This window comes from Streptomyces sp. enrichment culture, from assembly GCF_964272855.1.
Taxonomy (GTDB): Bacteria; Actinomycetota; Actinomycetes; order Streptomycetales; family Streptomycetaceae; genus Streptomyces.
The window spans coordinates 3,528,442-3,551,381 of the sequence record NZ_OZ186847.1 but is presented as its reverse complement, the minus strand read 5'-3'; the positions used below and the strand labels follow the sequence as shown (position 1 = coordinate 3,551,381).

Below are 22,940 nucleotides of genomic sequence, written 5' to 3'. Positions count from 1 at the left end.
CGCATGTCTGCATGCGCTCGCACTGAGTCGATCAAGGTAGTCGATTCGAAGGGCGAAGCGTGGCCAAGAAGCAAGGTGCCATCGAGATCGAGGGCACTGTCGTCGAGTCTCTGCCGAACGCCATGTTCAAGGTCGAGCTCCAGAACGGCCACCAGGTCCTGGCACACATCAGCGGCAAGATGCGTATGCACTACATCCGCATCCTCCCTGACGACCGGGTCGTGGTGGAGCTGTCTCCGTACGACCTGACGCGTGGCCGGATCGTCTACCGGTACAAGTAGATCTTGCCCGAGCCCCGTGCTCTCCCTGTGCACGGGGCCGCCGGCAACTGACCCGGAGAACCTCACATCCCATGAAGGTCAAGCCGAGCGTCAAGAAGATCTGCGACAAGTGCAGGGTGATCCGCCGTCACGGCCGGGTCATGATCATCTGCGAGAACCCGCGCCACAAGCAGCGCCAGGGCTGATCGCAACCTGATCACACCCTCTGCATCGACATCGCAGAGACTTCGCGCGACGCGAGCTGAATATGTTCATACGCAGGACCCAAGCCCTCGGCTTGACACCCCCGGTTCGGAGGCCGGGGACCCAGTTCGTACCTGGTACGGCGGCTGGGATCCGGTTCTGTGGAAGACCTCCGAAGATCAACTGGAGCCATTGAATGGCACGCGTTTCCGGTGTTGACATCCCGCGCGAAAAGCGCGTGGAGATCGCCCTCACCTACGTGTTCGGCATCGGCCGGACCCTCTCCCAGCAGACGCTGGCCGCCACCGGCGTGGACCCGAACACCCGTGTTCGTGACCTCTCCGAGGAGCAGCTGGTCGCGATCCGCGAGTACGTCGACAACAACATCAAGACCGAGGGTGACCTCCGTCGCGAGATCCAGGCCGACATCCGCCGCAAGGTCGAGATCGGTACCTACCAGGGTCTGCGTCACCGTCGCGGTCTGCCCGTCCGCGGTCAGCGCACCAGCACCAACGCCCGTACCCGCAAGGGTCCGCGTCGCGCCATCGCCGGTAAGAAGAAGCCGGGCAAGAAGTAGTCCACAGCGGACGCCTGTCCACGGTCTTCGCTGTAGGACCGACCACCTCCCGTAGGAGTTATAGATGCCCCCCAAGGGTCGTCAGGGCGCTGCCAAGAAGGTGCGCCGCAAGGAAAAGAAGAACGTCGCTCACGGCCACGCGCACATCAAGAGCACGTTCAACAACACGATCGTCTCGATCACGGACCCGTCCGGCAACGTGATCTCCTGGGCCTCCGCCGGCCACGTCGGCTTCAAGGGCTCCCGGAAGTCCACGCCGTTCGCCGCGCAGATGGCCGCCGAGTCGGCTGCCCGCCGCGCCCAGGAGCACGGCATGCGCAAGGTCGACGTGTTCGTGAAGGGCCCGGGTTCCGGTCGTGAGACCGCGATCCGCTCCCTGCAGGCCACGGGCCTCGAGGTCGGCTCCATCCAGGACGTCACCCCGACCCCGCACAACGGCTGCCGTCCGCCGAAGCGCCGCCGCGTCTGACGCGAGGCTGCTTCGCGCAGACCGAGGTTCCGGGCGGTACGGCTCCGAAAAGGGCCGTATCGCCCGTACCCTTGCAGTACCCGCCTCTTCTTGTCGGGGGCGGTTCAAGTCGGGCGTCAAATAGCGGGCGCCCACGACTGAAGGATCTGATCCACACATGCTGATCGCTCAGCGTCCCTCGTTGACCGAAGAGGTCGTCGACGAGTTCCGCTCCCGGTTCGTGATCGAGCCGCTGGAGCCGGGCTTCGGCTACACCCTCGGCAACTCCCTCCGCCGTACCCTCCTCTCCTCGATCCCGGGTGCCGCCGTCACCTCGATCCGGATCGACGGTGTCCTGCACGAGTTCACCACTGTGCCGGGCGTCAAGGAGGACGTCACCGACCTGATCCTCAACATCAAGCAGCTGGTCGTCTCCTCGGAGCACGACGAGCCGGTCGTGATGTACCTGCGCAAGCAGGGTCCGGGTCTGGTCACCGCCGCCGACATCGCGCCCCCGGCCGGTGTCGAGGTGCACAACCCCGACCTGGTCCTCGCCACGCTCAACGGCAAGGGCAAGCTGGAGATGGAGCTGACGGTCGAGCGCGGCCGCGGTTACGTCTCCGCCGTGCAGAACAAGCAGGTCGGCCAGGAGATCGGCCGCATCCCGGTCGACTCCATCTACTCGCCGGTGCTCAAGGTCACGTACAAGGTCGAGGCCACGCGTGTCGAGCAGCGCACCGACTTCGACAAGCTGATCGTCGACGTCGAGACCAAGCAGGCGATGCGTCCGCGTGACGCCATGGCCTCCGCCGGTAAGACGCTGGTCGAGCTGTTCGGTCTCGCCCGCGAGCTGAACATCGACGCCGAGGGAATCGACATGGGTCCGTCCCCGACGGACGCCGCGCTCGCCGCCGACCTGGCGCTGCCGATCGAGGAGCTGGAGCTCACCGTTCGGTCGTACAACTGCCTCAAGCGTGAGGGCATCCACTCCGTGGGTGAGCTCGTCGCCCGTTCCGAGGCGGACCTGCTCGACATCCGCAACTTCGGTGCGAAGTCGATCGACGAGGTCAAGGCGAAGCTGGCCGGCATGGGCCTGGCCCTCAAGGACAGCCCGCCCGGATTCGACCCGACCGCTGCCGCGGACGCGTTCGGCGCGGACGACGACGCGGATGCCGGGTTCGTCGAGACCGAGCAGTACTGAGAGCTCGGGCCAGACGGTCCGTTTTCGGGTGCGGGTGCGCTGTGCTTGATCGCGCCGTTCCCCGCGCCCCTTCCGGAGGCGCCCCTTGGGGGCCGCCTCCGGATCTCCGACAGGCGACCGCCTGCTCGGATACTGACCCCGGTACCTGATACGGCCGGGGCAGACACACAGGAGAAGAACCATGCCGAAGCCCACCAAGGGTGCCCGTCTGGGCGGCAGTGCCGCGCACGAGAAGCTGCTGCTCGCGAACCTCGCGAAGAGCCTCTTCGAGCACGGCAAGATCACCACGACCGAGGCGAAGGCCCGCCGCCTGCGCCCGTACGCCGAGCGTCTGATCACCAAGGCGAAGAAGGGTGACCTTCACAACCGCCGTCAGGTGCTCCAGGTCATCACGGACAAGAGCATCGTCCACACGCTCTTCACCGAGATCGGCCCGCGTTACGAGAACCGTCCGGGTGGCTACACCCGCATCACCAAGATCGGTAACCGCCGTGGCGACAACGCGCCCATGGCTGTCATCGAGCTGGTCGAGGCGCTGACGGTGCAGCAGAAGGCCGTGGGTGAGGCCGAGGCCGCCACCAAGCGTGCGGTCAAGGAGGCCGACGAGGCCAAGGCCGAGGAGACCAAGGTCGACGAGACCGAGGTCGCGGAGGCTCCCGCCGAGGAGTCGAAGGACGCGTAAGCGTTCCTCGCGCGCCTACAGGGCGTTGGCGGGCCCGTTCCTTTCGAGGAGCGGGCCCGCTTCTGTGTTCTGAGAGGATCAGTACGTGAGTGAAGAAGCAGCGCCGGGCCGCGTCCGTGTCCGCCTCGACGTGTCCTACGACGGCACGGACTTCCACGGCTGGGCCAAGCAGGCCGGCGGGAAGCGGACCGTGCAGGGGGAGATCGAGGACGCCCTGCGGACGGTCACCCGCTCCCGGGAGACGTACGAGCTGACGGTCGCCGGACGCACCGACGCCGGGGTGCACGCGCGCGGGCAGGTGGCGCACGTGGATCTGCCCCGGGAGGTCTGGGCCGAGCACAAGCAGAAGCTGCTCAAGCGGCTGGCGGGGCGGCTGCCGAAGGATGTGCGGGTGTGGGCGCTGCGGGAGGCGCCCAGTGGCTTCGACGCGCGGTTCGCGGCGATCTGGCGGCGCTACGTCTACCGGGTCACCGACAACCCGGGCGGCGTGGATCCGCTGCTGCGGGGGCACGTGCTGTGGCACGACTGGCCGCTGGACGTCGCCGCGATGGACGCCGCGGCCAAGTCCCTGATCGGTGAGCACGACTTCGCGGCGTACGCGAAGAAGCGCGAGGGCGCCACGACGATCCGCGAGATCCTCGACTTCGGGGTGAGCCGGGGCGCGGACGGCGTCGTCGCGATCGAGGTGCGCGCCGACGCCTTCTGCCACAACCAGGTGCGTGCCATGGTCGGCGCGCTGCTGTTCGTGGGCGACGGGCACCGCGGCGTGGAGTGGCCGCGGAAGGTGCTCGACGCGCGGGTCCGGGACAGCGCCGTGCATGTCGTCCGGCCGCACGGGCTGACGCTGGAGGAGGTCGGCTATCCGGCGGACGAGCTGCTCGCGGAGCGGCAGCGGCTGGCGCGCCGGCGGCGGGACGAGGCGACCACCGAGAAGGCGATGTGACGAGGGCCCTGCGGCGAAGTCGCCGCGGGGCCCTGTCCGGGCGCGTGGAGCCGCGGCGGGTCTACCCCTCGGCCGCGGCGGCGGACGCCTGGGCCTCGCCGCGGCGGCGGATCTGGCGGAAGGTGAACTCCGCCAGGTCGTCGCCGGTCTGGAAGACCTCGGTGTCCTTGGTGGTGACGTCCTTGCCGTCGGTGAAGCCGGCGATGGTGAAGTAGGCGTACCTGCCGTAGGAGTTGGTCGTGGTGCGGCAGACGGCGGACTCGCAGAAGGCCTTCACACCGCCCCCGTTCAGGGACTTCACGATGCTCTTGTCGTCGGCCTGGGTCTTGGCCTTGGCGGCCTGCGCCTCGGTGTCGAAGACGGCCACGCCGACGGTGACCGCCATGCCGTCCTTGGTGTAGGTGACCCGGAGCATGCGGGTGCAGTCGTTGGCGTCGAGGACCTTCGGCAGGGTCTGCCGGGCGGCCGACGCGCAGCTCTTGGTGTCGGCGGTCGGGCCCTTCTTGTAGACCGTGTCGCCCATGGTCAGCTGGGTGCCCGGGAAGAGGATCTGCGGGCTGAGCGGGGCGGTGTCCTTCTTCGCGCTGGAGACGAAGTCCTTCGGGTCCAGGGGCGGCGGGGCGCTGGTGGGGGCGAAGGAGGGGGCCGGGCCGGTGGACTCGCTGGGTATGTCCGCGGTCGCGGGCAGCTGGGAGGTCTGGTTGCCCGCCTGCCCGCCGTCGCCGTTCGCCGAGACCACGGCCATCGCCACGGCCGTGCCGATCGCGACGGTGGCCAGCGCGCCGCCGCCGATGAAGAACAGGCGGCGCCGCTTGTGACGGGCCTCGGAGGCCTCGGCGAGCGCGGCCCAGTCCGGGGTCTGGTCGGCCCCGCTGTTCCAGGGCTGCTGCGATTGCGGTGTCCAGGGATCCCACTGAGACTGGGGTCCCCCCTGCCCAAAGCTCATGGGGCGCATCTTAGACGGGCCGGGCGGCGTGCTGGTCCGCCTCGGGCGGCCCCGGAACCCCTAGCGTGCCCTGCATGAAATCCGGCAAAAACAGCAGTAAGTACGACATCTCCGGGTGGCTGGCGCGACGGGCGACCTGGCATCTGTGGGCGGTGCCGGCGATCGTGCTGGGCGCCCAGGCGGTGCGGGTGGCACGGCTGACCTCGGACGGCGGCATGGACAACGCCATCGTCGTCCGCGCGGCGCGGACCTGGCTGGCCGGCGGCTCCCCGTACGACGACCCGCACTTCCTCTATCTGCCGAGCGCGGTGCTCGCGGCCGCCCCGCAGGCCCTGCTGCCCCAGGTGTGGCTGCGGGTGCTGGTGCCGCTGACGGTGATCGCCCTGCTGACCGGTGCCTGGGCCTGCGCGCTGCGGCTGCACCGCCTCCCGCTGGGCAGCCGGTTCGCGGCGCTGGGGCTGGCCGGGCTCGCGGCCGGGTTCGCGCCGTTCGCGCATCTGGTGTCGCTGGCGAACTGGACGGTCACCGCCGCACTGGCCCTGCCGCTGGCGCTGCTGCTCGCGGCCCGCGGGCGGTGGACGGCGGCGGGCGTGGTGATCGGCGCGGCGGTGGCGCTGAAACCGCTGCTCGCGCCGATGGCCCTGCTGTTCCTGTTCGCCCGCCGCTGGCCGGCGCTGGCGGCGACGCTCCTGGTCCCCGCGGCGGCCTCGGCCGGGGCGGGGCTGCTGATGCCGGACCCGGCGGGCTTCCTCACCCGCACCCTGCCCTTCCTGCTGCGCGGCGACGACGCGTTCGTACGGCTCTACGAGGCGTCCCCGGCCGCCGTGCTGCCGCGCCTCGGGGTGCCGCCGACGCTCGCCGGGCTGCTCGCCGCGGCGGCGGCCGGGGTGGGCGTGCTGTGCGCGTACCACCGGTGGCGCCGGGCCGACGCCGGCCCGCTGCGGCTGACGGAGACCGCGGCGGGCCTGATGCTCTCCGCCTTCCTGGTGTCCAGGCCGTCGTACGACCACTACCTCGTGGTCGTGCTGCCGCTGCTGCTCGCCGGGCTGCCGTACCCGGGGTCGGTCGCCCGGCGTCCCTGGTTCTGGCTCGCCCTGGCCCCGCAGCTGCCGTCGCTGACCCTGCCCTACCTGGAACCGCCCCGCCGCCGTGCCTTCAAGGACGCGCTCACGCTCTGCGTCCTCGCCGCCACCGTCGCCGCGCACGGCGTCCGCAACGGGCCGGCCGGCGCGCCCGGCCGTCTCGTCACTCCGCGACGGGAGCGGTCCGGTGGTGCGGCTCGCGTACCCTGGAAGCGTGCAGGCGCCGGGCTCGACGCCCGGTGATCGCGCGTTTTGACCCGTCCGGGCCGACGCGGGTATCCTGCATGTTCGTTGTGTATTGGCTTGCTCATTCTCACGGGACGGGCCCTTACACCGGTCCACCGGGCCGATGACCAGCGACCAGCACGCGGTTTGCGTCACCGCAGTGCGGTCAAGGCTGTCGTGATCGTTTCGGTGACCTGTTCAGGACCATTCACTCGAAGCGAAGGCTACGAACCGTGCGTACGTACAGCCCCAAGCCCGGCGATGTGACGCGCCAGTGGCACGTCATTGACGCTCAGGACGTCGTCCTGGGCCGTCTCGCCTCCACTGCCGCGACCCTCCTCCGGGGCAAGCACAAGCCGATCTACGCGCCGCACGTCGACGCTGGTGACTTCGTCATCATCATCAACGCCGACAAGGTGCACCTGTCCGGCAACAAGCGGACCCAGAAGATGGCGTACCGCCACTCCGGCTACCCGGGTGGTCTGCGCTCCGTCCGTTACGACGAGCTGCTCGACAAGAACCCCGAGAAGGCCATCGAGAAGGCCGTCAAGGGCATGCTCCCCAAGAACTCCCTGGGCCGTCAGATGCTCTCGAAGCTGAAGGTCTACAAGGGTGACCAGCACCCGCACGGCGCGCAGCAGCCGCAGCCGTACGAGATCACCCAGGTCGCGCAGTAAGTCCGGCCACCCCCTAAGACTGAAGAGAATCTGAGGAGAATCGTGGCCGAGACCACTGCCGAGCAGCCGCTCGAAGAGCTTGACATCGACAGCTACACCACCGAGTCCGAGGTCCCCGTCGAGGGCGAGTACACCTCGGAGTCCCTGGCCTCCCGCTTCGGCGAGCCGCAGCCGGCCGCCGGCCTGGGCCGCCGCAAGAACGCCATCGCCCGCGTCCGGATCGTCCCGGGCACCGGCAAGTGGAAGATCAACGGTCGCACCCTCGAGGACTACTTCCCGAACAAGGTGCACCAGCAGGAAGTCAACGAGCCCTTCAAGGTGCTGGAGCTCGAGGGCCGTTACGACGTCATCGCCCGCATCGCCGGTGGCGGTGTCTCCGGTCAGGCCGGTGCGCTCCGTCTCGGTGTCGCCCGTGCGCTGAACGAGGCCGACGTCGACAACAACCGCGGCCCGCTGAAGAAGGCCGGCTTCCTCCGCCGCGACGACCGCGCGGTCGAGCGGAAGAAGGCCGGTCTGAAGAAGGCCCGCAAGGCTCCGCAGTACAGCAAGCGCTAATCACAGCTGCCTGCTCGTACTCCGAACGCCCCGGCGGCACGCCACTGTGCCGCCGGGGCGTTCGTTTATCACAACCACAGGCGTATAACGGCACAAGACGCTCAAAGGCTTGTGTGATCGGATGGCCGGGCAGGGTGTCGCTTCGCCCGGGATCACGGGAGCCGCCTGCCCGGGCCGCACCGGCGGTGGCTTTCCGGAACTGATGCTTCCTCAGGAGGACAAGTGGGACGACTCTTCGGCACGGACGGTGTGCGCGGTGTCGCCAACGCGGATCTGACCGCCGAGATGGCGCTCGGACTGTCCGTCGCGGCGGCCCACGTACTGGCCGAGGCGGGCACCTTCGAGGGTCACCGGCCGAAGGCGGTGGTCGGACGGGACCCGCGCGCGTCCGGGGAGTTCCTGGAAGCCGCCGTCGTCGCCGGCCTCGCCAGCGCCGGCGTGGACGTACTGCGCGTCGGCGTGCTGCCGACCCCCGCCGTGGCCCACCTCACCGGCGCCCTCGGCGCCGACCTGGGCGTCATGCTCTCCGCCAGCCACAACGCCATGCCCGACAACGGCATCAAGTTCTTCGCCCGGGGCGGCCACAAACTGCCGGACGACATCGAGGACCGCATCGAGTCCGTCTACGAGGAGCACCGCACCGGCGCGCCCTGGGACCGGCCCACCGGGGCCGGCGTCGGCCGGGTGCGGACCTACGAGGAAGGCGCCGACCAGTACGTCGAGCACCTGCTCGCAGTGCTGCCCAACCGGCTCGACGGGCTGAAGATCGTCCTCGACGAGGCGCACGGCGCGGCCGCGCGGGTGTCGCCGGAGGCGTTCACCCGGGCCGGCGCCGAGGTGATCACCATCGGCGCCGAGCCGGACGGGCTCAACATCAACGACGGCTGCGGGTCGACGCACCTCGGGCAGCTCAAGGCCGCGGTCGTCGAGCACGGCGCGGACTTCGGCATCGCCCACGACGGGGACGCCGACCGGTGCCTCGCCGTCGACCACACCGGTGCGGAGGTCGACGGGGACCAGATCCTGTCCGTGCTGGCCCTCGCCCTGCGGGAGCGCTCCGAGCTGCGGGCCGACACCGTCGTCGCCACCGTCATGTCCAACCTGGGCTTCAAGCTCGCCATGGAGCAGGCGGGCATCCGGCTCGTCCAGACCGCGGTCGGCGACCGGTACGTCCTGGAGGAGATGAAGCAGCACGGCTTCGCACTCGGCGGCGAGCAGTCCGGGCACGTGATCATCCTCGACCACGCGACCACCGGCGACGGCACGCTGACCGGGCTCCTGCTGGCCGCCCGGGTCGCGGAGACCAAGCGGTCGCTGCGGGAGCTGGCGGGCGTGATGGAGCGGCTGCCGCAGGTGCTGATCAATGTGCCGGACGTGGACAGGTCCCGGGTCGGGACCTCGGTCGAGCTGGGTGTGGCCGTCGCCGAGGCCGAGCGGGAGCTGGGGGCGACGGGACGGGTGCTGCTGCGTCCCTCCGGGACCGAGCCGCTGGTCCGGGTGATGGTCGAGGCGGCGGACATCGAGCAGGCGCAGTCCGTCGCGGGGCGGCTGGCCGATGCGGTGAAGTCCGCGCTGGGGTAGTCGTCCGCGCCGGGTTCGGGGTGCCGGGTTCTGCCGTCGCCCCTGACCGGCGTTCCGCTACACGGCGATCTTCTTGCGGACCTTCTTCGACCACAGGGCCTTCTGGGCCAGGAGGGTCAGGGTGCCCGCGAGCATGATCCCGGCCAGGTTCAGCAGGAGCTGTTCCGATGAGCCCCAGGCCTGGCGGTACTCGTCGTAGCTGAAGGCGACCGCCGCGTTGGCCGCGGCCGGGACCGTGGTGACCGAGATGGCGACGCCGACCAGGGCGCCGGACTTCGCCGAGGTCAGGGAGAGGGTTCCGGCACAGCCCGCCAGGACCGCCACGACGAAGGAGAACCAGTCGGGGCGGTAGATGAAGTTGGTGTTGGGGCGTTCGGCGTCCAGGGCCTCGGCGGTGAACAGGTCGACGGCGTCCATGAAGTGGCTGAAGCCGACCGTCACCAGCATCGCCACGGCGAAACCGGCCAGCAGGGCGACCAGGGAGCGCAGCGCCAGGCGGGGGCGGCGCTGGACGAGAGACGTGCAGACGCCGGCCAGCGGGCCGAACTCGGGGCCCACCGCCATCGCGCCCACGATCAGGATCGCGTTGTCGAGGACCACACCGCAGGCCGCGATCATCGTCGCCAGGGTGATGAACGCGAGGTAGGTGACGGAAAGCGTCGATTCCTCGTGCGTCTCCTCCACGAGGTGCTCCCACAGGACGGCGTCCGCGGCCTCGCCAGGGGCCTCCTCCTCCGCCTTCTCGGCGCGTTGGGAGAGAGACAGGTCGATGTTCTCGACCGCGATCGAGCCGGACTCGTCGAGCCCCAGCCGACTCAGTGCCGTGATGAGTTCGTCGGCGGCCTCACGGGCGACGTCGCACAGCACGACGTCGCCGACCGGGTCGCGGGCGGCGCCCGGCAGCACGACCAGGTGCGCGGTGCCGACCGTGTCCTCGATCAGGCGGGCCACGGCGTCCGTCCGGTCGGACGGCGTGATCAGGCGCAGATGCAGCATGCCGCCCTTTCTAACAGCCCTCGGTGACGGGGTTACAGCTTTCGCAGGCTCAGGCGCTGCACCTTGTGGTCCGGTCCCTTGCGCAGGACGAGGGTGGCCCGGCCGCGGGTGGGGGCGATGTTCTCCACCAGGTTGGGCTTGTTGATGGTGCGCCACATCGTGCGGGCGTAGTCCAGGGCCTCCTCCTCCGACACCTGCGTGTACTTGCGGAAGTAGGAGGAGGGGTTCTGGAAGGCGGTCGCGCGCAGCTTGCGGAACCGGTCGAGGTACCAGTGCTCGATGTCCTCGGTGCGCGCGTCGACGTACACACTGAAGTCGAAGTAGTCGGCGAGGCCGACCCGGGTGCGGCCGTCCTTGCCGGGCAGGGCGGGCTGGAGGACGTTCAGGCCCTCGACGATCAGGATGTCGGGGCGGCGCACCACCAGGCGCTCGCCGGGCACGATGTCGTAGATGAGGTGGGAGTAGACGGGGGCGCCGACCTCGCCCTTCCCGGCCTTGATGTCGGCGACGAAACGGGTCAGGGCGCGCCGGTCGTAGGACTCGGGGAAACCTTTCCGCGACATCAGGCCGCGGGCCTGGAGCTCCCTTGTCGGCAGCAGGAAGCCGTCCGTGGTGACCAGCTCCACGCGCGGGTGCTCCGGCCAGCGGGAGAGCAGGGCCTGGAGCAGGCGGGCGACCGTGGACTTGCCCACGGCGACCGAGCCGGCGACCCCTATGACGAAGGGGGTGCCGGACTGGGAGCCCTGTTCGCCGAGGAAGGTGTTCAGCGCGCCGCGCAGGCCGTCGGTGGCGCCGACGTAGAGGTTGAGGAGCCGGGACAGCGGGAGGTAGATGTCCCGCACCTCGTCGAGGTCGATGACGTCGCCCAGGCCGCGCAGCTTCTCGACCTCCTCGGCGGTCAGTGGCAGCGGCGTCTTGTCACGCAGCGCGCTCCACTCGGCGCGGGTGAGATCGACGTAGGGAGTCGCCTCCGGGCGGGGCCGGTGGGCGCTCCGGGGCATCGAGGAGACCGGAGAGATCACAGTCCATTGTTACGGGAGTACGAACGGAAGGTGGGGTGGCATCCGTCACGCGGGGCTCCGGAGCGCTCCGACGGCCTCGTACCCCCGTGGGAATTTCCGATTTCGGGCACGCTACGGCAGGTTCGGAGCGCGAAACGACCGTAGGCTGCCGCTCATGTGCGGAATCGTGGGATACGTGGGAGCGCAGTCGGCGCTCGATGTCGTGATGGCCGGACTGAAGCGGCTGGAGTACCGGGGCTACGACTCGGCCGGTGTCGCCGTGCTCGCCGACGGCGGGCTGGCGGCGGCCAAACGGGCCGGGAAACTGGTCAACCTGGAGAAGGAGCTGTCCGAGCGACCGCTGCCGACCGGCTCCACCGGCATCGGACACACCCGGTGGGCCACCCACGGCGGACCGACCGACGCCAACGCCCACCCGCACCTCGACAACGCGGGCCGGGTCGCCGTCGTCCACAACGGCATCATCGAGAACTTCGCCGCCCTGCGGGCCGAGCTGGCCGAACGCGGACACGAGCTGGCCTCCGAGACGGACACCGAGGTCGTGGCGCACCTGCTCGCCGAGGAGTTCTCCTCCTGCGCCGACCTCGCCGAGTCGATGCGGCTGGTGTGCCGGCGGCTCGAAGGGGCGTTCACGCTGGTCGCGGTGCACGCCGACGAGCCGGACCTGGTCGTCGGCGCGCGCCGCAACTCGCCGCTCGTCGTCGGCGTCGGCGAGGACGAGGCGTTCCTCGCCTCGGACGTCGCCGCGTTCATCGCCCACACCCGCTCCGCGATCGAGCTGGGCCAGGACCAGGTGGTGGAGCTGCGCCGGGACGGGGTGACCGTGACCGGCTTCGACGGCAGCCCCGCCGACGTCCGCTCGTACCACGTCGACTGGGACGCGTCCGCCGCCGAGAAGGCCGGCTACGACTACTTCATGCTCAAGGAGATCGCCGAACAGCCCAAGGCGGTCGCCGACACCCTGCTCGGACGCATCGACGCGGCGGGCTCGCTGACGCTGGACGAGGTCCGCATCCCGCCGGGGGTGCTGCGGGAGGTCGACAAGGTCGTCATCGTCGCCTGCGGTACGGCCTTCCACGCCGGGATGATCGCCAAGTACGCCATCGAGCACTGGACGCGGATCCCCTGCGAGGTCGAGCTGGCCAGCGAGTTCCGCTACCGCGACCCGATCCTCGACCCGCAGACGCTGGTCATCGCGATCTCCCAGTCCGGGGAGACCATGGACACCCTGATGGCGCTGCGGCACGCCCGCGAGCAGGGCGCCAAGGTGCTGGCGATCTGCAACACCAACGGGTCGACGATCCCGCGGGAGTCCGACGCGGTGCTCTACACGCACGCCGGGCCGGAGGTCGCCGTCGCCTCGACGAAGGCGTTCCTGACCCAGCTGGTCGCCTGCTACCTGGTCGCCCTGTACCTGGGCCAGGTGCGCGGCACCAAGTGGGCCGACGAGGTCCGGGACGTCATCCGGGAGCTGTCGAAGATCGCCGACGGGGTCGAGCGGGTCCTGGAGACCATGGAGCCGGTGCGGACGCTGGCCCGCAGCCTGGCCCACAAGAACACCGTGCTCTTCCTGGGCCGGCACGTCGGCTACCCGGTGGCCCTGGAAGGCGCCCTCAAGCTGAAGGAACTCGCCTACATGCACGCCGAGGGCTTCGCGGCGGGCGAGCTGAAGCACGGGCCGATCGCGCTGATCGAGGAGGACCTGCCGGTCGTGGTGGTGGTGCCGTCACCGCGCGGCCGGTCCGTCCTCCACGACAAGATCGTCTCCAACATCCAGGAGATCCGCGCGCGCGGCGCCCGCACCATCGTCATCGCGGAGGAGGACGACGAGGCGGTCGTGCCGTACGCCGACCACCTGATCAGCGTCCCCGCCACCCCGACGCTGCTCCAGCCCCTGGTGGCCACGGTGCCGCTCCAGGTCTTCGCCTGCGAGCTGGCCACGGCCCGCGGCAACGAGGTGGACCAGCCGCGGAACCTGGCGAAGTCCGTGACCGTGGAGTAGCGGCCGGGCGGGCCGCGCCGTCAGCGGGCTCCGCGGCGCGGCTCGCGCAGCAGCTTCCACGTCACGAACAGCAGCGGCAGCTCCAGCGCCCAGATGCCGATCACCGCGTCCCACTCGGGACGGGCGGCACCCGCCTCGTCGAGCGTGACCAGGGCGCACAGCAGACCCCACACGAAGGTCAGCGCCGAGCTGATCCAGAACCCGGTCTGCCAGGCCCAGGCGGTTTTGCTCCGGCCCCCGGGCGCGCGGCCGGAGCCCTTCGGGCGCTCGCTCGGCCGGGGGATGTCCTCCGGGTCCCTGGCGGGGAGGCGGACCACCACACCCGGCGGGACGGCCGCGTCCAGGGCCGCGATCCGGTCCGGGGTGACACCCCGGTAGAGGGTGGGCTCCACGGTCACGGAGAAGCCGTCGTGCCCGGTGAGGCCGCGTGCCCCGTCGGGCCGGACGGACATCGCCGCGCACGCGTCGTACCGCACGGTCACCGGGCCGCCCGGCGTCAGCAGGCTGACGCCCTCCGCGCCGATGACCAGGGTGACCCGCTCGTCCTCCAGCGAGGCGTGCCGGGTGCCGGTGACCGCGTCCGGCGAGTACTGCGGGGCCAGGGTGAGGCCCGCCCAGTCGGCGCCCCGGCCCGGCACCTGGAGCAGGCCCGCGTCCCAGGCCTCCCGGGCCACCTCGCGCAGATCGTCGACGGTCACCGCATCCAGCTCGGCCCGGTGCTGGTCCGGGGAGAGGATGCGGTGGCCGAGCAGCAGGCTCAGCGCGTACGACGGCAGCGCGGCGGCGCCCAGGTCCGGCACGTCGTACATCTTCAGGATCTTGGCCCGTACGGCGTCCAGCTCCGCCTGCTCGATGCGGCCGGCGCGCAGGCGCGCGAGCGTGTCGACGAACCCGCCGACGACCGCGTCCTGCTTCTGCGGCAACGCGTCCGCGTACGCGGTGAGCGTGGCGAAACCGGCGTCACGCGGGCTGTAGTCGGCCTCCGCCGTGTACGAGTAGCCGCCCTCCTGGCGCAGGTCCTGGAACAGGGCGCGGCCGAGGACGTCGGCGAAGACGGAGGCGGCCGTGGTCCGGCGCAGCACCGAGGTGAACACGACATGGCCGTCGTCGCCGTGGATGTACGCCGGGGTGACCGGCAGGGCGCTCGTCGCGGCCGGGGCCGGGATGCGGGTGCCGGCCGGGAGCGTGAGGTCCAGGCCCGCCGGGACGTGGTCGCTGGTGATCCACAGCACTGCGTTGTCCCGGGTGAACCGGGTCTGCGCCCAGTGCCGGACCTGGTCGGCGGTCAGGTTCCAGGTGCCGAGCTCGCGGTAGCTGGACAAGCCGTAGCCCTGGGCGCCGTAGCGCCACAGCGGCATCTGCGAGTTGGGTCCCTGGCCGCGGCCGGCGGCCTCCGTCCGAAGGATCTCCTTCTCCGTCTCCAGCCGGTCCAGCGGCAGGTCGCGCAGCGCCGCGCAGACGGCGTTCAGATGGGCGACGACCTCCTCCTCGCTGCCGGTGACGTGGAAGAGGGTGTACGCGTTGGCCGTGGCGCCGTTGTAGTGCAGGTCGGACAGGCCGAGGCGGTGCAGCGCCAGATGCTCCACCAGGTGGGTGATGCCGCTGGTGGCGAGGGTCTCGTCGGCGCGGCCCACACGGAAGAAGAGGCCGGCGGTGATCTCGCTGCCCTGGGCGGGGGCGTGGAGAGTGGGGATGCCGTGGGTCGTGGTGTGCGAGATCAGGCCGGAGAGGGCGTCGAGGCCGCCCGCGATGTCGGTGGTCATGTGTGCCGCCCCCTCAGAACGTCGCCAGCGCGGACTTGCGGTACTTGATGAACGCGGCCTTCGGATCCGACATGTACGACCAGGGGAACTCGCTCGCCCGGTCGCCGAGGACCGCGAAGTGCCGGTGGGCGTCCTCGAAGTGGCCGCCGAGGGAGAAGGCCATCGCGAACGCGCTGTGCGCGCCGATCCAGTGCCAGCCCGGCCGGTAGTCCGCGTGCAGCACGGAGACCTGCGCCGCCAACCGCAGGTCGTCGCGGACCGGGACGCCCCGCATGTACGCGGTGCCCTCGGCGCCGTCCAGGTCCAGCCAGCGCTCCAGGTGGGCGAGCGCCACCAGGGCGCCGGTGTGCGAGCCGTCCGGGGCGGCGGTGGTGGCCTCGCGGGCGAAACCGTGCGCGGCGTCCCAGGAGCCGCTCCACTTCGGGCACAGCTGCTGGAGCAGCTGCATCTGCGCCGGGTAGTGGTGCGGGTGGTGCGCGCTGAGCCGGTCGTAGCGGCGGCGGGCCTCGGCCTGGCCGAGCTGCAGCCCGCGCGCGGTGATCAGCCGTACGGTCCAGGCGGGGGCGTACCAGGGATGCTGGGCGCACACCTCGATGAGGATCTGCTCCGCCTTGCGCAGCCAGTCGTGGAACTGCGCGAACTGGTCCCGGGAGACGTGCTGGGCGCGCAGATCGCTGCGGATCGCCCAGCCGATGCGGACATAGCGGTCGGCGAGCAGGGTGCGCGGCAGCGGATCCGCCGGATGCTCGGCGGCGACCCGCTCCAGCATCGCCTCCACACCGTCCTCCTCGGCGAGCAGGCCGACGGCATACGTCACCTTCTCAGGCGAGTCGAGCGAGGCGAAGTACGCCCGCACGGCGGCCCAGTCGCCGTCGCGGGCGGCGGTGCGCAGCGGGAGGAGTTCGGGGAGGGTGTCGTACGGGTCGAAGTACGGCCCCGTCCCGGGCACCGCGCCCGGTATGCCGCTGGTGGTCCTGCTCATGCCTCCGCCCCCTGGCGTGCCGTGACAACGCCGGGTGCGCGAACTGGCCCCCCAGGGCGCGCCGGCGTGTGAAGTGTGAAGTCGCCGCAGGCTAGCAGCCCGGAGCGGGGGCGTCCGACCGTAGGGTGCTCGGCATGAGCATCATCGGAGTCGGTATCGACGTCGCCGAGATCGACCGCTTCGCGGCGGCCCTGGAGCGCACCCCCGGCCTGGCGCAGCGCCTCTTCCGGGACAGCGAGTTGCTGCTGCCCGGCGGCCAGCGCCGGGGCATCGCCTCCCTCGCCGCCCGCTTCGCGGCCAAGGAGGCCGTCGCCAAGGCCCTGGGCGCACCGCCCGGCCTGCACTGGACGGACGCCGAGGTGTACGTCGAGGACAGCGGGCAGCCCCGGCTACGGGTGACCGGAACCGTGGCGGCCCGCGCGGCGGAACTCGGCGTACAGAGCTGGCATGTGTCCCTCAGCCACGACGCGGGGGTGGCTTCGGCGGTGGTGGTGGCGGAGGGGTGAACGTTTCCGCTTGCCTCGAAAGGATGAACGGACGCTGATCGCCGGGGCGGAGTGCGCGGGACCCGGCAGAGTTCCGCGCATGGTGACATCCACCCACGAGGCATCACACCGGATCTTCCAGGACCATCCGGAAGTCCTCGCCCCCATCTTCGAGGCGTTGGGCCTGCCGCCGCCGGCGAAGGCGGTCATCGAGCCGGTCACGCCCGACACCACGGAGATCAAGCCACTCGAACGGCGCGTGGACACGGTCCTGAAGGTCGAGCCGTCGGACGGCGACGGCTTCCTGCTCGCCATCGAGGCCCAGACGCGCAAGGCCGGCACTGGCGACGTTCAGCGCGATCGTGCACAGCGAGAGCGACGGAGTCGACGCCATACTGGAGCTGCTGGCTCGCGGAATGCGGTCGTTCGACCCTGAGACCGTCGGCTACTGGGCGGAACTGATCGAAGTCGGCCTGGAGGGCACTCCGGCCAGGGAAACGTGGAGAGAGCTGGGGAAAATGGTCGTCAGTCACTTCCCGGGTAGGGGCACCCTCATCGAAGAGGCGTATCTGGAGGGCGAGGCCGCGGGGAAGGCCGCGGGGAAGGCCGCGGGGAAGGCCGTGGGCAGGGCGGAGGCGGTCGTGGCCGTTCTGGAAGCACGCGGGCTCGCTGTCCCGGAGGCCGTGCGGGATCGCCTCTTCGCCTGCGCGGATCTCGCCAGCCTCGACACCTGGCTCGCCCGGGCCGTGACGGTCGGGCGGGCGGAGGAACTGTTCGGGGAGGACTGAGCCCTGCGCGTCGCCGGTCGCCCCGCGGCACGGGGCGACCGGCGGGGCGTCAGCAGATCGACTGGGTGCTGTTCACCAGGGTGATGTTGCGGAAGTTGGTGTTCTCGCCGCAGGGGCTCTCCCGTGTCGACGAGTTCGTCACCGTCAGGTTCTGGAGGGTGATGTCCTTGTTGTTCGGGAACTCCGAGCGGGCCGCCAGGCGAACTTCGCCGCCGCCGGTGATGGTGCGGGACTGGGCGGCGAGGGTGACGTTGTAGCAGTTCTCCACGAGGACCGCGTTGTTGCCGGTGCCGGAGAGGGTCACCCGGTCGATGACCGCGCCGCCGCTCTCGGAGACGCAGAAGACGCCGCGTCCGCCGCCGCGGGCGACGACCTCGCCGACGCGGATGTTCGTCGGGTACGAGCTGCCGACGCGGCCGTTGCGGTTGGCCATGCGGAAGGCGGCGTAACCGGTGCCGGTGCCGGCGTTCTGGGCGTCGACCTCGGTGACGGTGGCGTTGACGGTCTGGTTGAGGAGGAGCCCCGACTCGCCGACGTCGCGGGCCGTGACCGTGCCGACGGTGAGGCCGTCGACGCCGTAGGTCTCCACGGCGTGGCTGGAGGCACCGGAGACGTACACCCTGTCGATGCGCACGTTGCGGGTCCACTGGCTGGTGTCGCCGCGGTTGTCGATGCGTACGCCGAGGCCGGAGGAGAGGCGCATGTCGATCTCGCCGAGGGTGGCCTTCTGCCCTGTCGAACCGGTTCGACTGAATCGATTCATATCGGGGGGGCGGCGAGTGTGGCGATGCGCTGGAGGGCGTCAATGGGTACGACGTGACCGAAGTGGTCGACGAGGTGCTGGAGAGGTGGACGGATGCGGACCGCGTACGGCGTGGAGACGGTCAGGGCGGCGGAGCGGGAGCTGATGGCCCGGTTGCCGGAGGGGACGCTGATGCAGCGGGCGGCGGCCGGACTCGCCACCGCCTGCGCGCAGGTGCTGGGACGGGTGTACGGCAGCCGGGTCGTGCTGCTGGTGGGCAGCGGTGACAACGGGGGTGACGCCCTGTACGCCGGGGCGCGGCTCGCGCGGCGCGGTGCGGGTGTCACCGCCGTGCTGCTGTCGCCCGGGCGGGCGCACGCCGGAGGGCTCGCGGCGCTGCGGCGGGCCGGAGGCGCCGTCGCGGAGGCCGGTGCCGGGGAGGCGCTGATCGAGCGGGCCGACCTCGTCGTCGACGGGATCGTCGGCATCGGGGGGAAGGGCGGGCTGCGGGCCGAGGCCGTACCGCTCGCCGAGGCCGCCGCGCGGGCCCGGGCCGCCGTCGTCGCCGTCGACCTGCCGAGCGGCGTCGACGCGGACACCGGAGAGGTGCGGGGCGCGGCGTTGCGGGCCGATGTGACGGTGACGTTCGGGACGCACAAGCCGGGGCTGCTGATCGATCCGGCGCGGGAGTACGCCGGGTCGGTACGGCTCGTGGACATCGGGCTGGAACTGCCCGCCGACGCCGAGGTGGAGGCGCTGCAGCACGCGGACGTCGCGGCGCTGCTGCCGGAGCCGGCGGGGGAGAGCGACAAGTACCGGCGCGGAGTCGTCGGCGTCGCCGCCGGGTCGGCTCGGTACCCCGGGGCGGCGGTGCTGGCCGTCGCGGGCGCGCTGCGGGGCGGGGCCGGGGCGGTGCGGTACGTGGGGCCCGCCGGGGACGCGGTCATCGCCCGCTTCCCCGAGACGCTGGTGTCGGACGCGGGGCCGAAGCGGGCCGGGCGGGTGCAGGCCTGGGTCGTGGGGCCGGGGGCCGGGGACGACGCGGGGACGGTCGCGGAGGTGCTGGCGGCCGACGTGCCGGTGCTGGTCGACGCGGACGGGCTGCGGCTGGCCGACGCCGGGGTGGTACGGGCGCGCACCGCACCCACCCTGATGACGCCGCACGCCGGGGAGGCGGCCGCGCTGCTCGGGGTGAGCCGTGAGGAGGTCGAGGGGGCTCGGCTGTCGGCGGTGCGGGAACTGGCGGGGCGGTACGGGGCGGCCGTACTGCTGAAGGGGTCGACGACGCTGGTCGCCGGGGCGGGGGGCCGGGGCGTGGTGCGGGTGAACCCGACCGGCACCGCCTGGCTGGCCACCGCCGGCAGCGGGGACGTGCTGTCCGGACTCGCCGGGTCACTGCTGGCAGCCGGGCTGCCGGCGGTCGACGCGGCCAGCGTGGGCGCGTACCTGCACGGCCTCGCCGGGAGGTTCGCGGCGGAGGGGGCGCCGGTGGGGGCGGGGGATGTGGCGGAGGCGGTGCCCAGGGCTTGGCGGGGGGTCAGGGGGGATTGAGCTGGGCTCGGGGGTGGGGTTGGCCGGGGGTTGTCGGGTGGACGGGTCCGTGTGGGCGTGTTGTGCGACACGCCCATGTCGTGCCTGGCCTGTGCGGCCGCCCGGGCCGGTGGGGGCCTCTGAGAGACTGGCCCCGATGAGTACGACTGCACATCTGCCGACCGCCCCGTTGCGCGCTCGTGCCGAGATCGATCTGGGCGCGCTGCGCGCCAATGTGCGGGCCCTGCGCGGCCATGCTCCCGGTGCGGCTCTGATGGCCGTGGTGAAGTCCGACGCGTACGGGCACGGGGCGGTGCCGTGTGCCCGGGCGGCCGTCGAGGCGGGGGCGACCTGGCTGGGTACCGCCACGCCCGAGGAGGCGCTGGCGCTGCGCGCGGCCGGGGTGGTGCCCGCGGAGGTGCGGATCCTGTGCTGGCTGTGGACGCCGGGCGGGCCCTGGCGGGAGGCCGTCGAGGCCGACGTCGACGTGTCCGTGAGCGGGATGTGGGCGCTGCGGGAGGTCACCGAGGCCGCTCGGCTCGCGGGGCGGCCCGCGCGGGTGCAGCTGAAGGCGGACACCGGGCTCGGGCGTAACGGGTGCCAGCCCGGCGGCGACTGGCGGGAGCTGGTCGGTGCGGCGCTGCGGGCCGAGCGCGAGGGGCTGGTGCGGATCACCGGGCTCTGGTCGCACTTCGCCTGCGCCGACGAGCCCGGCCATCCCTCGATCGCCGCGCAGTTGACCCTGTTCCGGGAGATGGTGGGGTACGCGGAGGAGCAGGGGGTGCGCCCCGAGGTGCGGCACATCGCCAATTCTCCGGCGACCCTCACCCTGCCCGAGACCCATTTCGACCTGGTCCGTACGGGTATCGCTCTCTACGGCGTCTCGCCCAGCCCCGAGATCGGCACCCCGGCCGACTTCGGACTGCGCCCGGTGATGACCCTGGTGGGCTCGCTGGCCCTGGTGAAGCACGTTCCCGGCGGGCACGGCGTCAGTTACGGCCACCACTACACGACTCCCGGGGACACCACTCTCGGTCTGGTCCCGCTCGGTTACGCGGACGGCATTCCGCGGCACGCCTCGGGGACCGGTCCGGTGCTGGTCGGCGGCAAGTGGCGCACGGTCGCGGGGCGGATCGCGATGGACCAGTTCGTCGTGGACCTCGGCGGCGACGAGCCCGCGCCGGGTGACGAGGCCGTGCTGTTCGGGCCGGGTGACCGCGGGGAGCCCACCGCCGAGGACTGGGCGCAGGCCGCGGGGACCATCGCGTACGAGATCGTCACCCGCATCGGAACCCGTGTTCCCCGCGTCTATGTGGACGGCGATGTGAACGGCGATGTGAACGGCCCGGGGAACGGGTAACCGATAAGCGACCGGTCAGTAGTGCGTGAGTCCGTGAGGAGCGGTACGTGAGCGAGAGCAGCGCGGAGGCCGTCGCGGACGTCGTCTCCGCCGCGGGGGCGGCCGGGAACTGGCGCCGGGCGACCGGGATCGCGGGCGCCGCGATAGGCGTACTGGCCGCCGGCGCGGCCGCCGGCGTCGCGGTGGAGCGGATGACGGTCGGGCGCGGCATGCGCCGCAGGGCCCGGCTCGCCCTCGACTCGGCCGGGCCGTACGGGGCGCTGCGCGGCACTCCCAGCAAGGCGTACGCCGACGACGGCACCGAGCTGTACTACGAGGTCGACGACGTCCAGCCGGACACGGGTGCCGCAGTCAGCCCGCGCCGGCGACGGCTCTTCGGCCGCAAGGCGCCCGCTCCCGTCACCGTCGTCTTCAGTCACGGCTACTGCCTGACCCAGGACTCCTGGCACTTCCAGCGGGCCGCGCTGCGGGGCGTCGTACGGACCGTGCACTGGGACCAGCGCAGTCACGGGCGGTCCGGGCGCGGGGCGGCGCAGCTGACGGAAGGGGTGCCGGTCAGCATCGACCAGCTGGGCCGCGACCTGAAGGCCGTCATCGACGCGGCCGTGCCCGAGGGGCCGATCGTGCTGGTCGGGCACTCCATGGGCGGGATGACCGTGATGGCGCTGGCCGACCAGTACCCGGAGCTGGTCCGGGAGCGGGTGGTCGCGGTGGCGCTCGTGGGGACGTCGTCGGGACGGCTCGGCGAGGTCAACTTCGGGCTGCCGGTCGCCGGGGTGAACGCGGTGCGGCGGGTGCTCCCGGGGGTGCTGAAGGTGCTCGGGCAGCGGGCCGAGCTGGTGGAGAAGGGGCGGCGGGCGACCGCCGATCTGTTCGCCGGGGTCATCAAGCGGTACTCGTTCGCGTCCCGGGACATCGACCCGGCCGTCGAGCGGTTCGCCGAGCGGATGATCGAGAGCACGCCGATCGACGTGGTCGCCGAGTTCTACCCGGCGTTCACCGAGCACGACAAGACGCAGGCGCTGGCCCATTTCGCGGAGCTGCCGATGCTGGTGCTGGCCGGGGTCCGGGACCTGGTGACGCCCAGCGAGCACAGTGAGGTCATCGCCGATCTGCTGCCGGACGCCGAGCTGGTGCTGGTGCCGGACGCCGGGCATCTGGTGATGCTGGAACACCCGGAAGTGGTCACCGACCGGCTCGCCGACCTGCTCACCCGCGCGGGTGCCGTGCCCGCAGGGGCTACCGTGGGTGGCTATGGAAGCACCAGCGGCACCGCACGACCCGGCTGAGACCGAGCTGACCGTCACCTCCCCCGACCAGATGCGCGAGCTGGGCCGCCGGCTCGCCAAGCTGCTGCGCGCCGGCGACCTGGTGATGCTCACCGGTGAGCTGGGTGCCGGCAAGACCACGCTGACCCGCGGACTCGGCGAGGGGATGGGCGTGCGCGGCGCGGTCACCTCCCCGACGTTCGTGATCGCCCGGGTGCATCCCTCGCTCGGCGACGGCCCGCCGCTCGTCCACGTGGACGCCTACCGGCTGTCCGGCGGGCTGGACGAGATGGAGGACCTGGACCTCGACGTGTCGCTGCCCGACTCGGTGATCGTCGTGGAGTGGGGCGAGGGCAAGGTCGAGGAGCTGACCGACGACCGGCTGCACGTCGTCATCCACCGGGCCGTGGGCGACACCACCGACGAGGTGCGGCACGTGACGTTCACCGGGATCGGGGAGCGCTGGACGGCGGCCGACCTGAGCGCGCTGTCCGCCTGAGCGGGGATTCCGAGCGGCCCGACGGCGGTTTCCGATGGCCCGGTGACGGTTTCCGACAGGACGTCGGGAAGATATTGCGCTGGGCCCGTCGGGCGTGGTCACATGGTATCCCGTCCGTAGTT

At 71.5% G+C, this 22,940-nt stretch carries 24 protein-coding genes and 1 pseudogene; 19 read left to right on the top strand and 6 right to left on the bottom strand.

What is annotated here, in order from left to right; translation table 11 throughout:
• Positions 1-59 precede the first annotated feature (59 nt).
• From infA to truA, 7 genes are all read left to right on the top strand, one after another.
• Positions 60-281 (top strand): translation initiation factor IF-1, encoded by a 222-nt coding sequence (infA, locus tag ACSU6L_RS15060; RefSeq protein WP_003948620.1) that lies wholly within the window; start codon positions 60-62, stop codon positions 279-281.
• Between the two features lie 71 nt (positions 282-352).
• On the top strand, positions 353-466 hold the full coding sequence (gene rpmJ, locus ACSU6L_RS15055; protein WP_004984509.1) for a 50S ribosomal protein L36: 114 nt from the start codon (positions 353-355) through the stop codon (positions 464-466).
• A gap of 194 nt (positions 467-660) precedes the next feature.
• Positions 661-1,041, top strand: a complete 381-nt coding sequence (gene rpsM / locus ACSU6L_RS15050; RefSeq protein ID WP_004984507.1) for a 30S ribosomal protein S13 — start codon at positions 661-663, stop codon at positions 1,039-1,041.
• Between the two features lie 64 nt (positions 1,042-1,105).
• Entirely contained in the window at positions 1,106-1,510 is a 405-nt protein-coding gene (gene rpsK / locus ACSU6L_RS15045; protein ID WP_003956432.1) for a 30S ribosomal protein S11, read from the top strand.
• 157 nt (positions 1,511-1,667) lie between these two features.
• Positions 1,668-2,690, top strand: a complete 1,023-nt coding sequence (locus ACSU6L_RS15040) for a DNA-directed RNA polymerase subunit alpha (RefSeq protein WP_003966937.1) — start codon at positions 1,668-1,670, stop codon at positions 2,688-2,690.
• A 181-nt stretch (positions 2,691-2,871) separates the two neighbouring features.
• Positions 2,872-3,372 carry a 50S ribosomal protein L17 gene (gene rplQ, locus ACSU6L_RS15035; RefSeq protein WP_073940523.1) on the top strand — a complete coding sequence of 167 codons (501 nt, stop codon included), beginning with the start codon at positions 2,872-2,874 and terminating at the stop codon, positions 3,370-3,372.
• Positions 3,373-3,457: 85 nt separating this feature from the next.
• Complete coding sequence (gene truA, locus ACSU6L_RS15030) at positions 3,458-4,315, top strand: tRNA pseudouridine(38-40) synthase TruA (RefSeq protein ID WP_437057182.1); 858 nt, start codon at positions 3,458-3,460, stop codon at positions 4,313-4,315.
• A gap of 61 nt (positions 4,316-4,376) precedes the next feature.
• On the opposite strand, the gene ACSU6L_RS15025 is transcribed toward truA, so the two are convergent.
• Positions 4,377-5,261 (bottom strand): hypothetical protein, encoded by an 885-nt coding sequence (locus tag ACSU6L_RS15025; RefSeq protein WP_437057180.1) that lies wholly within the window; start codon positions 5,259-5,261, stop codon positions 4,377-4,379.
• Positions 5,262-5,335: 74 nt separating this feature from the next.
• On the opposite strand from ACSU6L_RS15025, the gene ACSU6L_RS15020 reads away from it, so the two are divergent.
• The 4 genes from ACSU6L_RS15020 (at position 5,336) to glmM (ending at position 9,381) form a co-directional block, all read left to right on the top strand.
• A complete protein-coding gene (locus ACSU6L_RS15020) occupies positions 5,336-6,586 on the top strand; it encodes a glycosyltransferase 87 family protein (protein ID WP_437057178.1) in 1,251 nt (416 codons plus the stop codon).
• Between the two features lie 215 nt (positions 6,587-6,801).
• Positions 6,802-7,245: a 50S ribosomal protein L13 gene (rplM, locus tag ACSU6L_RS15015; protein ID WP_031118775.1), complete on the top strand. Its 444-nt coding sequence runs from the start codon at positions 6,802-6,804 to the stop codon at positions 7,243-7,245.
• A gap of 42 nt (positions 7,246-7,287) precedes the next feature.
• Positions 7,288-7,800 (top strand): 30S ribosomal protein S9, encoded by a 513-nt coding sequence (gene rpsI, locus ACSU6L_RS15010; protein WP_003998795.1) that lies wholly within the window; start codon positions 7,288-7,290, stop codon positions 7,798-7,800.
• Between the two features lie 222 nt (positions 7,801-8,022).
• Complete coding sequence (glmM, locus tag ACSU6L_RS15005; RefSeq protein WP_437057175.1) at positions 8,023-9,381, top strand: phosphoglucosamine mutase; 1,359 nt, start codon at positions 8,023-8,025, stop codon at positions 9,379-9,381.
• A 57-nt stretch (positions 9,382-9,438) separates the two neighbouring features.
• On the opposite strand, the gene ACSU6L_RS15000 is transcribed toward glmM, so the two are convergent.
• Together ACSU6L_RS15000 and coaA are read right to left on the bottom strand one after the other, a co-directional pair.
• A complete protein-coding gene (locus ACSU6L_RS15000) occupies positions 9,439-10,377 on the bottom strand; it encodes a DUF389 domain-containing protein (RefSeq protein ID WP_437057173.1) in 939 nt (312 codons plus the stop codon).
• Positions 10,378-10,409: 32 nt separating this feature from the next.
• Positions 10,410-11,378 (bottom strand): type I pantothenate kinase, encoded by a 969-nt coding sequence (gene coaA, locus ACSU6L_RS14995; protein WP_437057171.1) that lies wholly within the window; start codon positions 11,376-11,378, stop codon positions 10,410-10,412.
• Between the two features lie 175 nt (positions 11,379-11,553).
• Between coaA and glmS the strand changes: the two genes are divergently transcribed.
• Positions 11,554-13,401, top strand: a complete 1,848-nt coding sequence (glmS, locus tag ACSU6L_RS14990; RefSeq protein ID WP_437057169.1) for a glutamine--fructose-6-phosphate transaminase (isomerizing) — start codon at positions 11,554-11,556, stop codon at positions 13,399-13,401.
• 20 nt (positions 13,402-13,421) lie between these two features.
• On the opposite strand, the gene ACSU6L_RS14985 is transcribed toward glmS, so the two are convergent.
• Positions 13,422-15,164 (bottom strand): M16 family metallopeptidase, encoded by a 1,743-nt coding sequence (locus ACSU6L_RS14985; protein ID WP_437057167.1) that lies wholly within the window; start codon positions 15,162-15,164, stop codon positions 13,422-13,424.
• 13 nt (positions 15,165-15,177) lie between these two features.
• The gene (locus ACSU6L_RS14980) at positions 15,178-16,146 is read right to left on the bottom strand and encodes a hypothetical protein (RefSeq protein WP_437057165.1); all 969 of its coding nucleotides are present in this window, start codon (positions 16,144-16,146) and stop codon (positions 15,178-15,180) included.
• Positions 16,147-16,280: 134 nt separating this feature from the next.
• Between ACSU6L_RS14980 and ACSU6L_RS14975 the strand changes: the two genes are divergently transcribed.
• The 3 genes from ACSU6L_RS14975 to ACSU6L_RS14965 all read left to right on the top strand — a co-directional run bounded on the left by ACSU6L_RS14975 (position 16,281) and on the right by ACSU6L_RS14965 (position 17,419).
• A complete protein-coding gene (locus ACSU6L_RS14975; protein WP_073940781.1) occupies positions 16,281-16,652 on the top strand; it encodes a holo-ACP synthase in 372 nt (123 codons plus the stop codon).
• 79 nt (positions 16,653-16,731) lie between these two features.
• Positions 16,732-17,067, top strand: a complete 336-nt coding sequence (locus ACSU6L_RS14970) for a hypothetical protein (RefSeq protein WP_437057163.1) — start codon at positions 16,732-16,734, stop codon at positions 17,065-17,067.
• The gene (locus ACSU6L_RS14965) at positions 17,048-17,419 is read left to right on the top strand and encodes a hypothetical protein (protein ID WP_437057161.1); all 372 of its coding nucleotides are present in this window, start codon (positions 17,048-17,050) and stop codon (positions 17,417-17,419) included. The genes ACSU6L_RS14970 and ACSU6L_RS14965 overlap by 20 nt, the downstream gene beginning before the upstream one ends.
• A 49-nt stretch (positions 17,420-17,468) precedes the next feature.
• Here the strand turns inward: ACSU6L_RS14965 and ACSU6L_RS14960 are convergent.
• A pseudogene (locus tag ACSU6L_RS14960) lies at positions 17,469-18,149 on the bottom strand (hypothetical protein); the annotation flags it as partial.
• A 126-nt stretch (positions 18,150-18,275) separates the two neighbouring features.
• Here ACSU6L_RS14960 and ACSU6L_RS14955 point away from each other — a divergent pair.
• The 4 genes from ACSU6L_RS14955 (at position 18,276) to tsaE (ending at position 22,818) form a co-directional block, all read left to right on the top strand.
• Entirely contained in the window at positions 18,276-19,712 is a 1,437-nt protein-coding gene (locus tag ACSU6L_RS14955; RefSeq protein ID WP_437057159.1) for an NAD(P)H-hydrate dehydratase, read from the top strand.
• Between the two features lie 136 nt (positions 19,713-19,848).
• Positions 19,849-21,051 carry an alanine racemase gene (gene alr / locus ACSU6L_RS14950; protein ID WP_437057157.1) on the top strand — a complete coding sequence of 401 codons (1,203 nt, stop codon included), beginning with the start codon at positions 19,849-19,851 and terminating at the stop codon, positions 21,049-21,051.
• 47 nt (positions 21,052-21,098) lie between these two features.
• Complete coding sequence (locus ACSU6L_RS14945) at positions 21,099-22,340, top strand: alpha/beta fold hydrolase (RefSeq protein ID WP_437057155.1); 1,242 nt, start codon at positions 21,099-21,101, stop codon at positions 22,338-22,340.
• The gene (gene tsaE / locus ACSU6L_RS14940) at positions 22,306-22,818 is read left to right on the top strand and encodes a tRNA (adenosine(37)-N6)-threonylcarbamoyltransferase complex ATPase subunit type 1 TsaE (RefSeq protein ID WP_437057153.1); all 513 of its coding nucleotides are present in this window, start codon (positions 22,306-22,308) and stop codon (positions 22,816-22,818) included. The genes ACSU6L_RS14945 and tsaE overlap by 35 nt, the downstream gene beginning before the upstream one ends.
• Positions 22,819-22,940 lie beyond the last annotated feature (122 nt).

Excerpts from the sequence above, each read along its gene's own strand:
- ACSU6L_RS14985 (WP_437057167.1), bottom strand. The coding sequence starts at position 15,164 with ATGACCACCGACATCGCGGGCGGCCTCGACGCCCTCTCCGGCCTGATC.
- glmS (WP_437057169.1), top strand. The coding sequence starts at position 11,554 with ATGTGCGGAATCGTGGGATACGTGGGAGCGCAGTCGGCGCTCGATGTC.
- rpmJ (WP_004984509.1), top strand. The coding sequence starts at position 353 with ATGAAGGTCAAGCCGAGCGTCAAGAAGATCTGCGACAAGTGCAGGGTG.
- rpsM (WP_004984507.1), top strand. The coding sequence starts at position 661 with ATGGCACGCGTTTCCGGTGTTGACATCCCGCGCGAAAAGCGCGTGGAG.
- ACSU6L_RS14975 (WP_073940781.1), top strand. The coding sequence starts at position 16,281 with ATGAGCATCATCGGAGTCGGTATCGACGTCGCCGAGATCGACCGCTTC.
- rpsK (WP_003956432.1), top strand. The coding sequence starts at position 1,106 with ATGCCCCCCAAGGGTCGTCAGGGCGCTGCCAAGAAGGTGCGCCGCAAG.
- ACSU6L_RS15040 (WP_003966937.1), top strand. The coding sequence starts at position 1,668 with ATGCTGATCGCTCAGCGTCCCTCGTTGACCGAAGAGGTCGTCGACGAG.
- ACSU6L_RS15000 (WP_437057173.1), bottom strand. The coding sequence starts at position 10,377 with ATGCTGCATCTGCGCCTGATCACGCCGTCCGACCGGACGGACGCCGTG.
- rplQ (WP_073940523.1), top strand. The coding sequence starts at position 2,872 with ATGCCGAAGCCCACCAAGGGTGCCCGTCTGGGCGGCAGTGCCGCGCAC.
- ACSU6L_RS14980 (WP_437057165.1), bottom strand. The coding sequence starts at position 16,146 with ATGAGCAGGACCACCAGCGGCATACCGGGCGCGGTGCCCGGGACGGGG.
- ACSU6L_RS14955 (WP_437057159.1), top strand. The coding sequence starts at position 18,276 with ATGCGGACCGCGTACGGCGTGGAGACGGTCAGGGCGGCGGAGCGGGAG.
- ACSU6L_RS14970 (WP_437057163.1), top strand. The coding sequence starts at position 16,732 with ATGGTGACATCCACCCACGAGGCATCACACCGGATCTTCCAGGACCAT.
- ACSU6L_RS15020 (WP_437057178.1), top strand. The coding sequence starts at position 5,336 with ATGAAATCCGGCAAAAACAGCAGTAAGTACGACATCTCCGGGTGGCTG.
- ACSU6L_RS14965 (WP_437057161.1), top strand. The coding sequence starts at position 17,048 with ATGCGGTCGTTCGACCCTGAGACCGTCGGCTACTGGGCGGAACTGATC.
- alr (WP_437057157.1), top strand. The coding sequence starts at position 19,849 with ATGAGTACGACTGCACATCTGCCGACCGCCCCGTTGCGCGCTCGTGCC.
- coaA (WP_437057171.1), bottom strand. The coding sequence starts at position 11,378 with ATGCCCCGGAGCGCCCACCGGCCCCGCCCGGAGGCGACTCCCTACGTC.
- ACSU6L_RS15025 (WP_437057180.1), bottom strand. The coding sequence starts at position 5,261 with ATGAGCTTTGGGCAGGGGGGACCCCAGTCTCAGTGGGATCCCTGGACA.
- tsaE (WP_437057153.1), top strand. The coding sequence starts at position 22,306 with ATGGAAGCACCAGCGGCACCGCACGACCCGGCTGAGACCGAGCTGACC.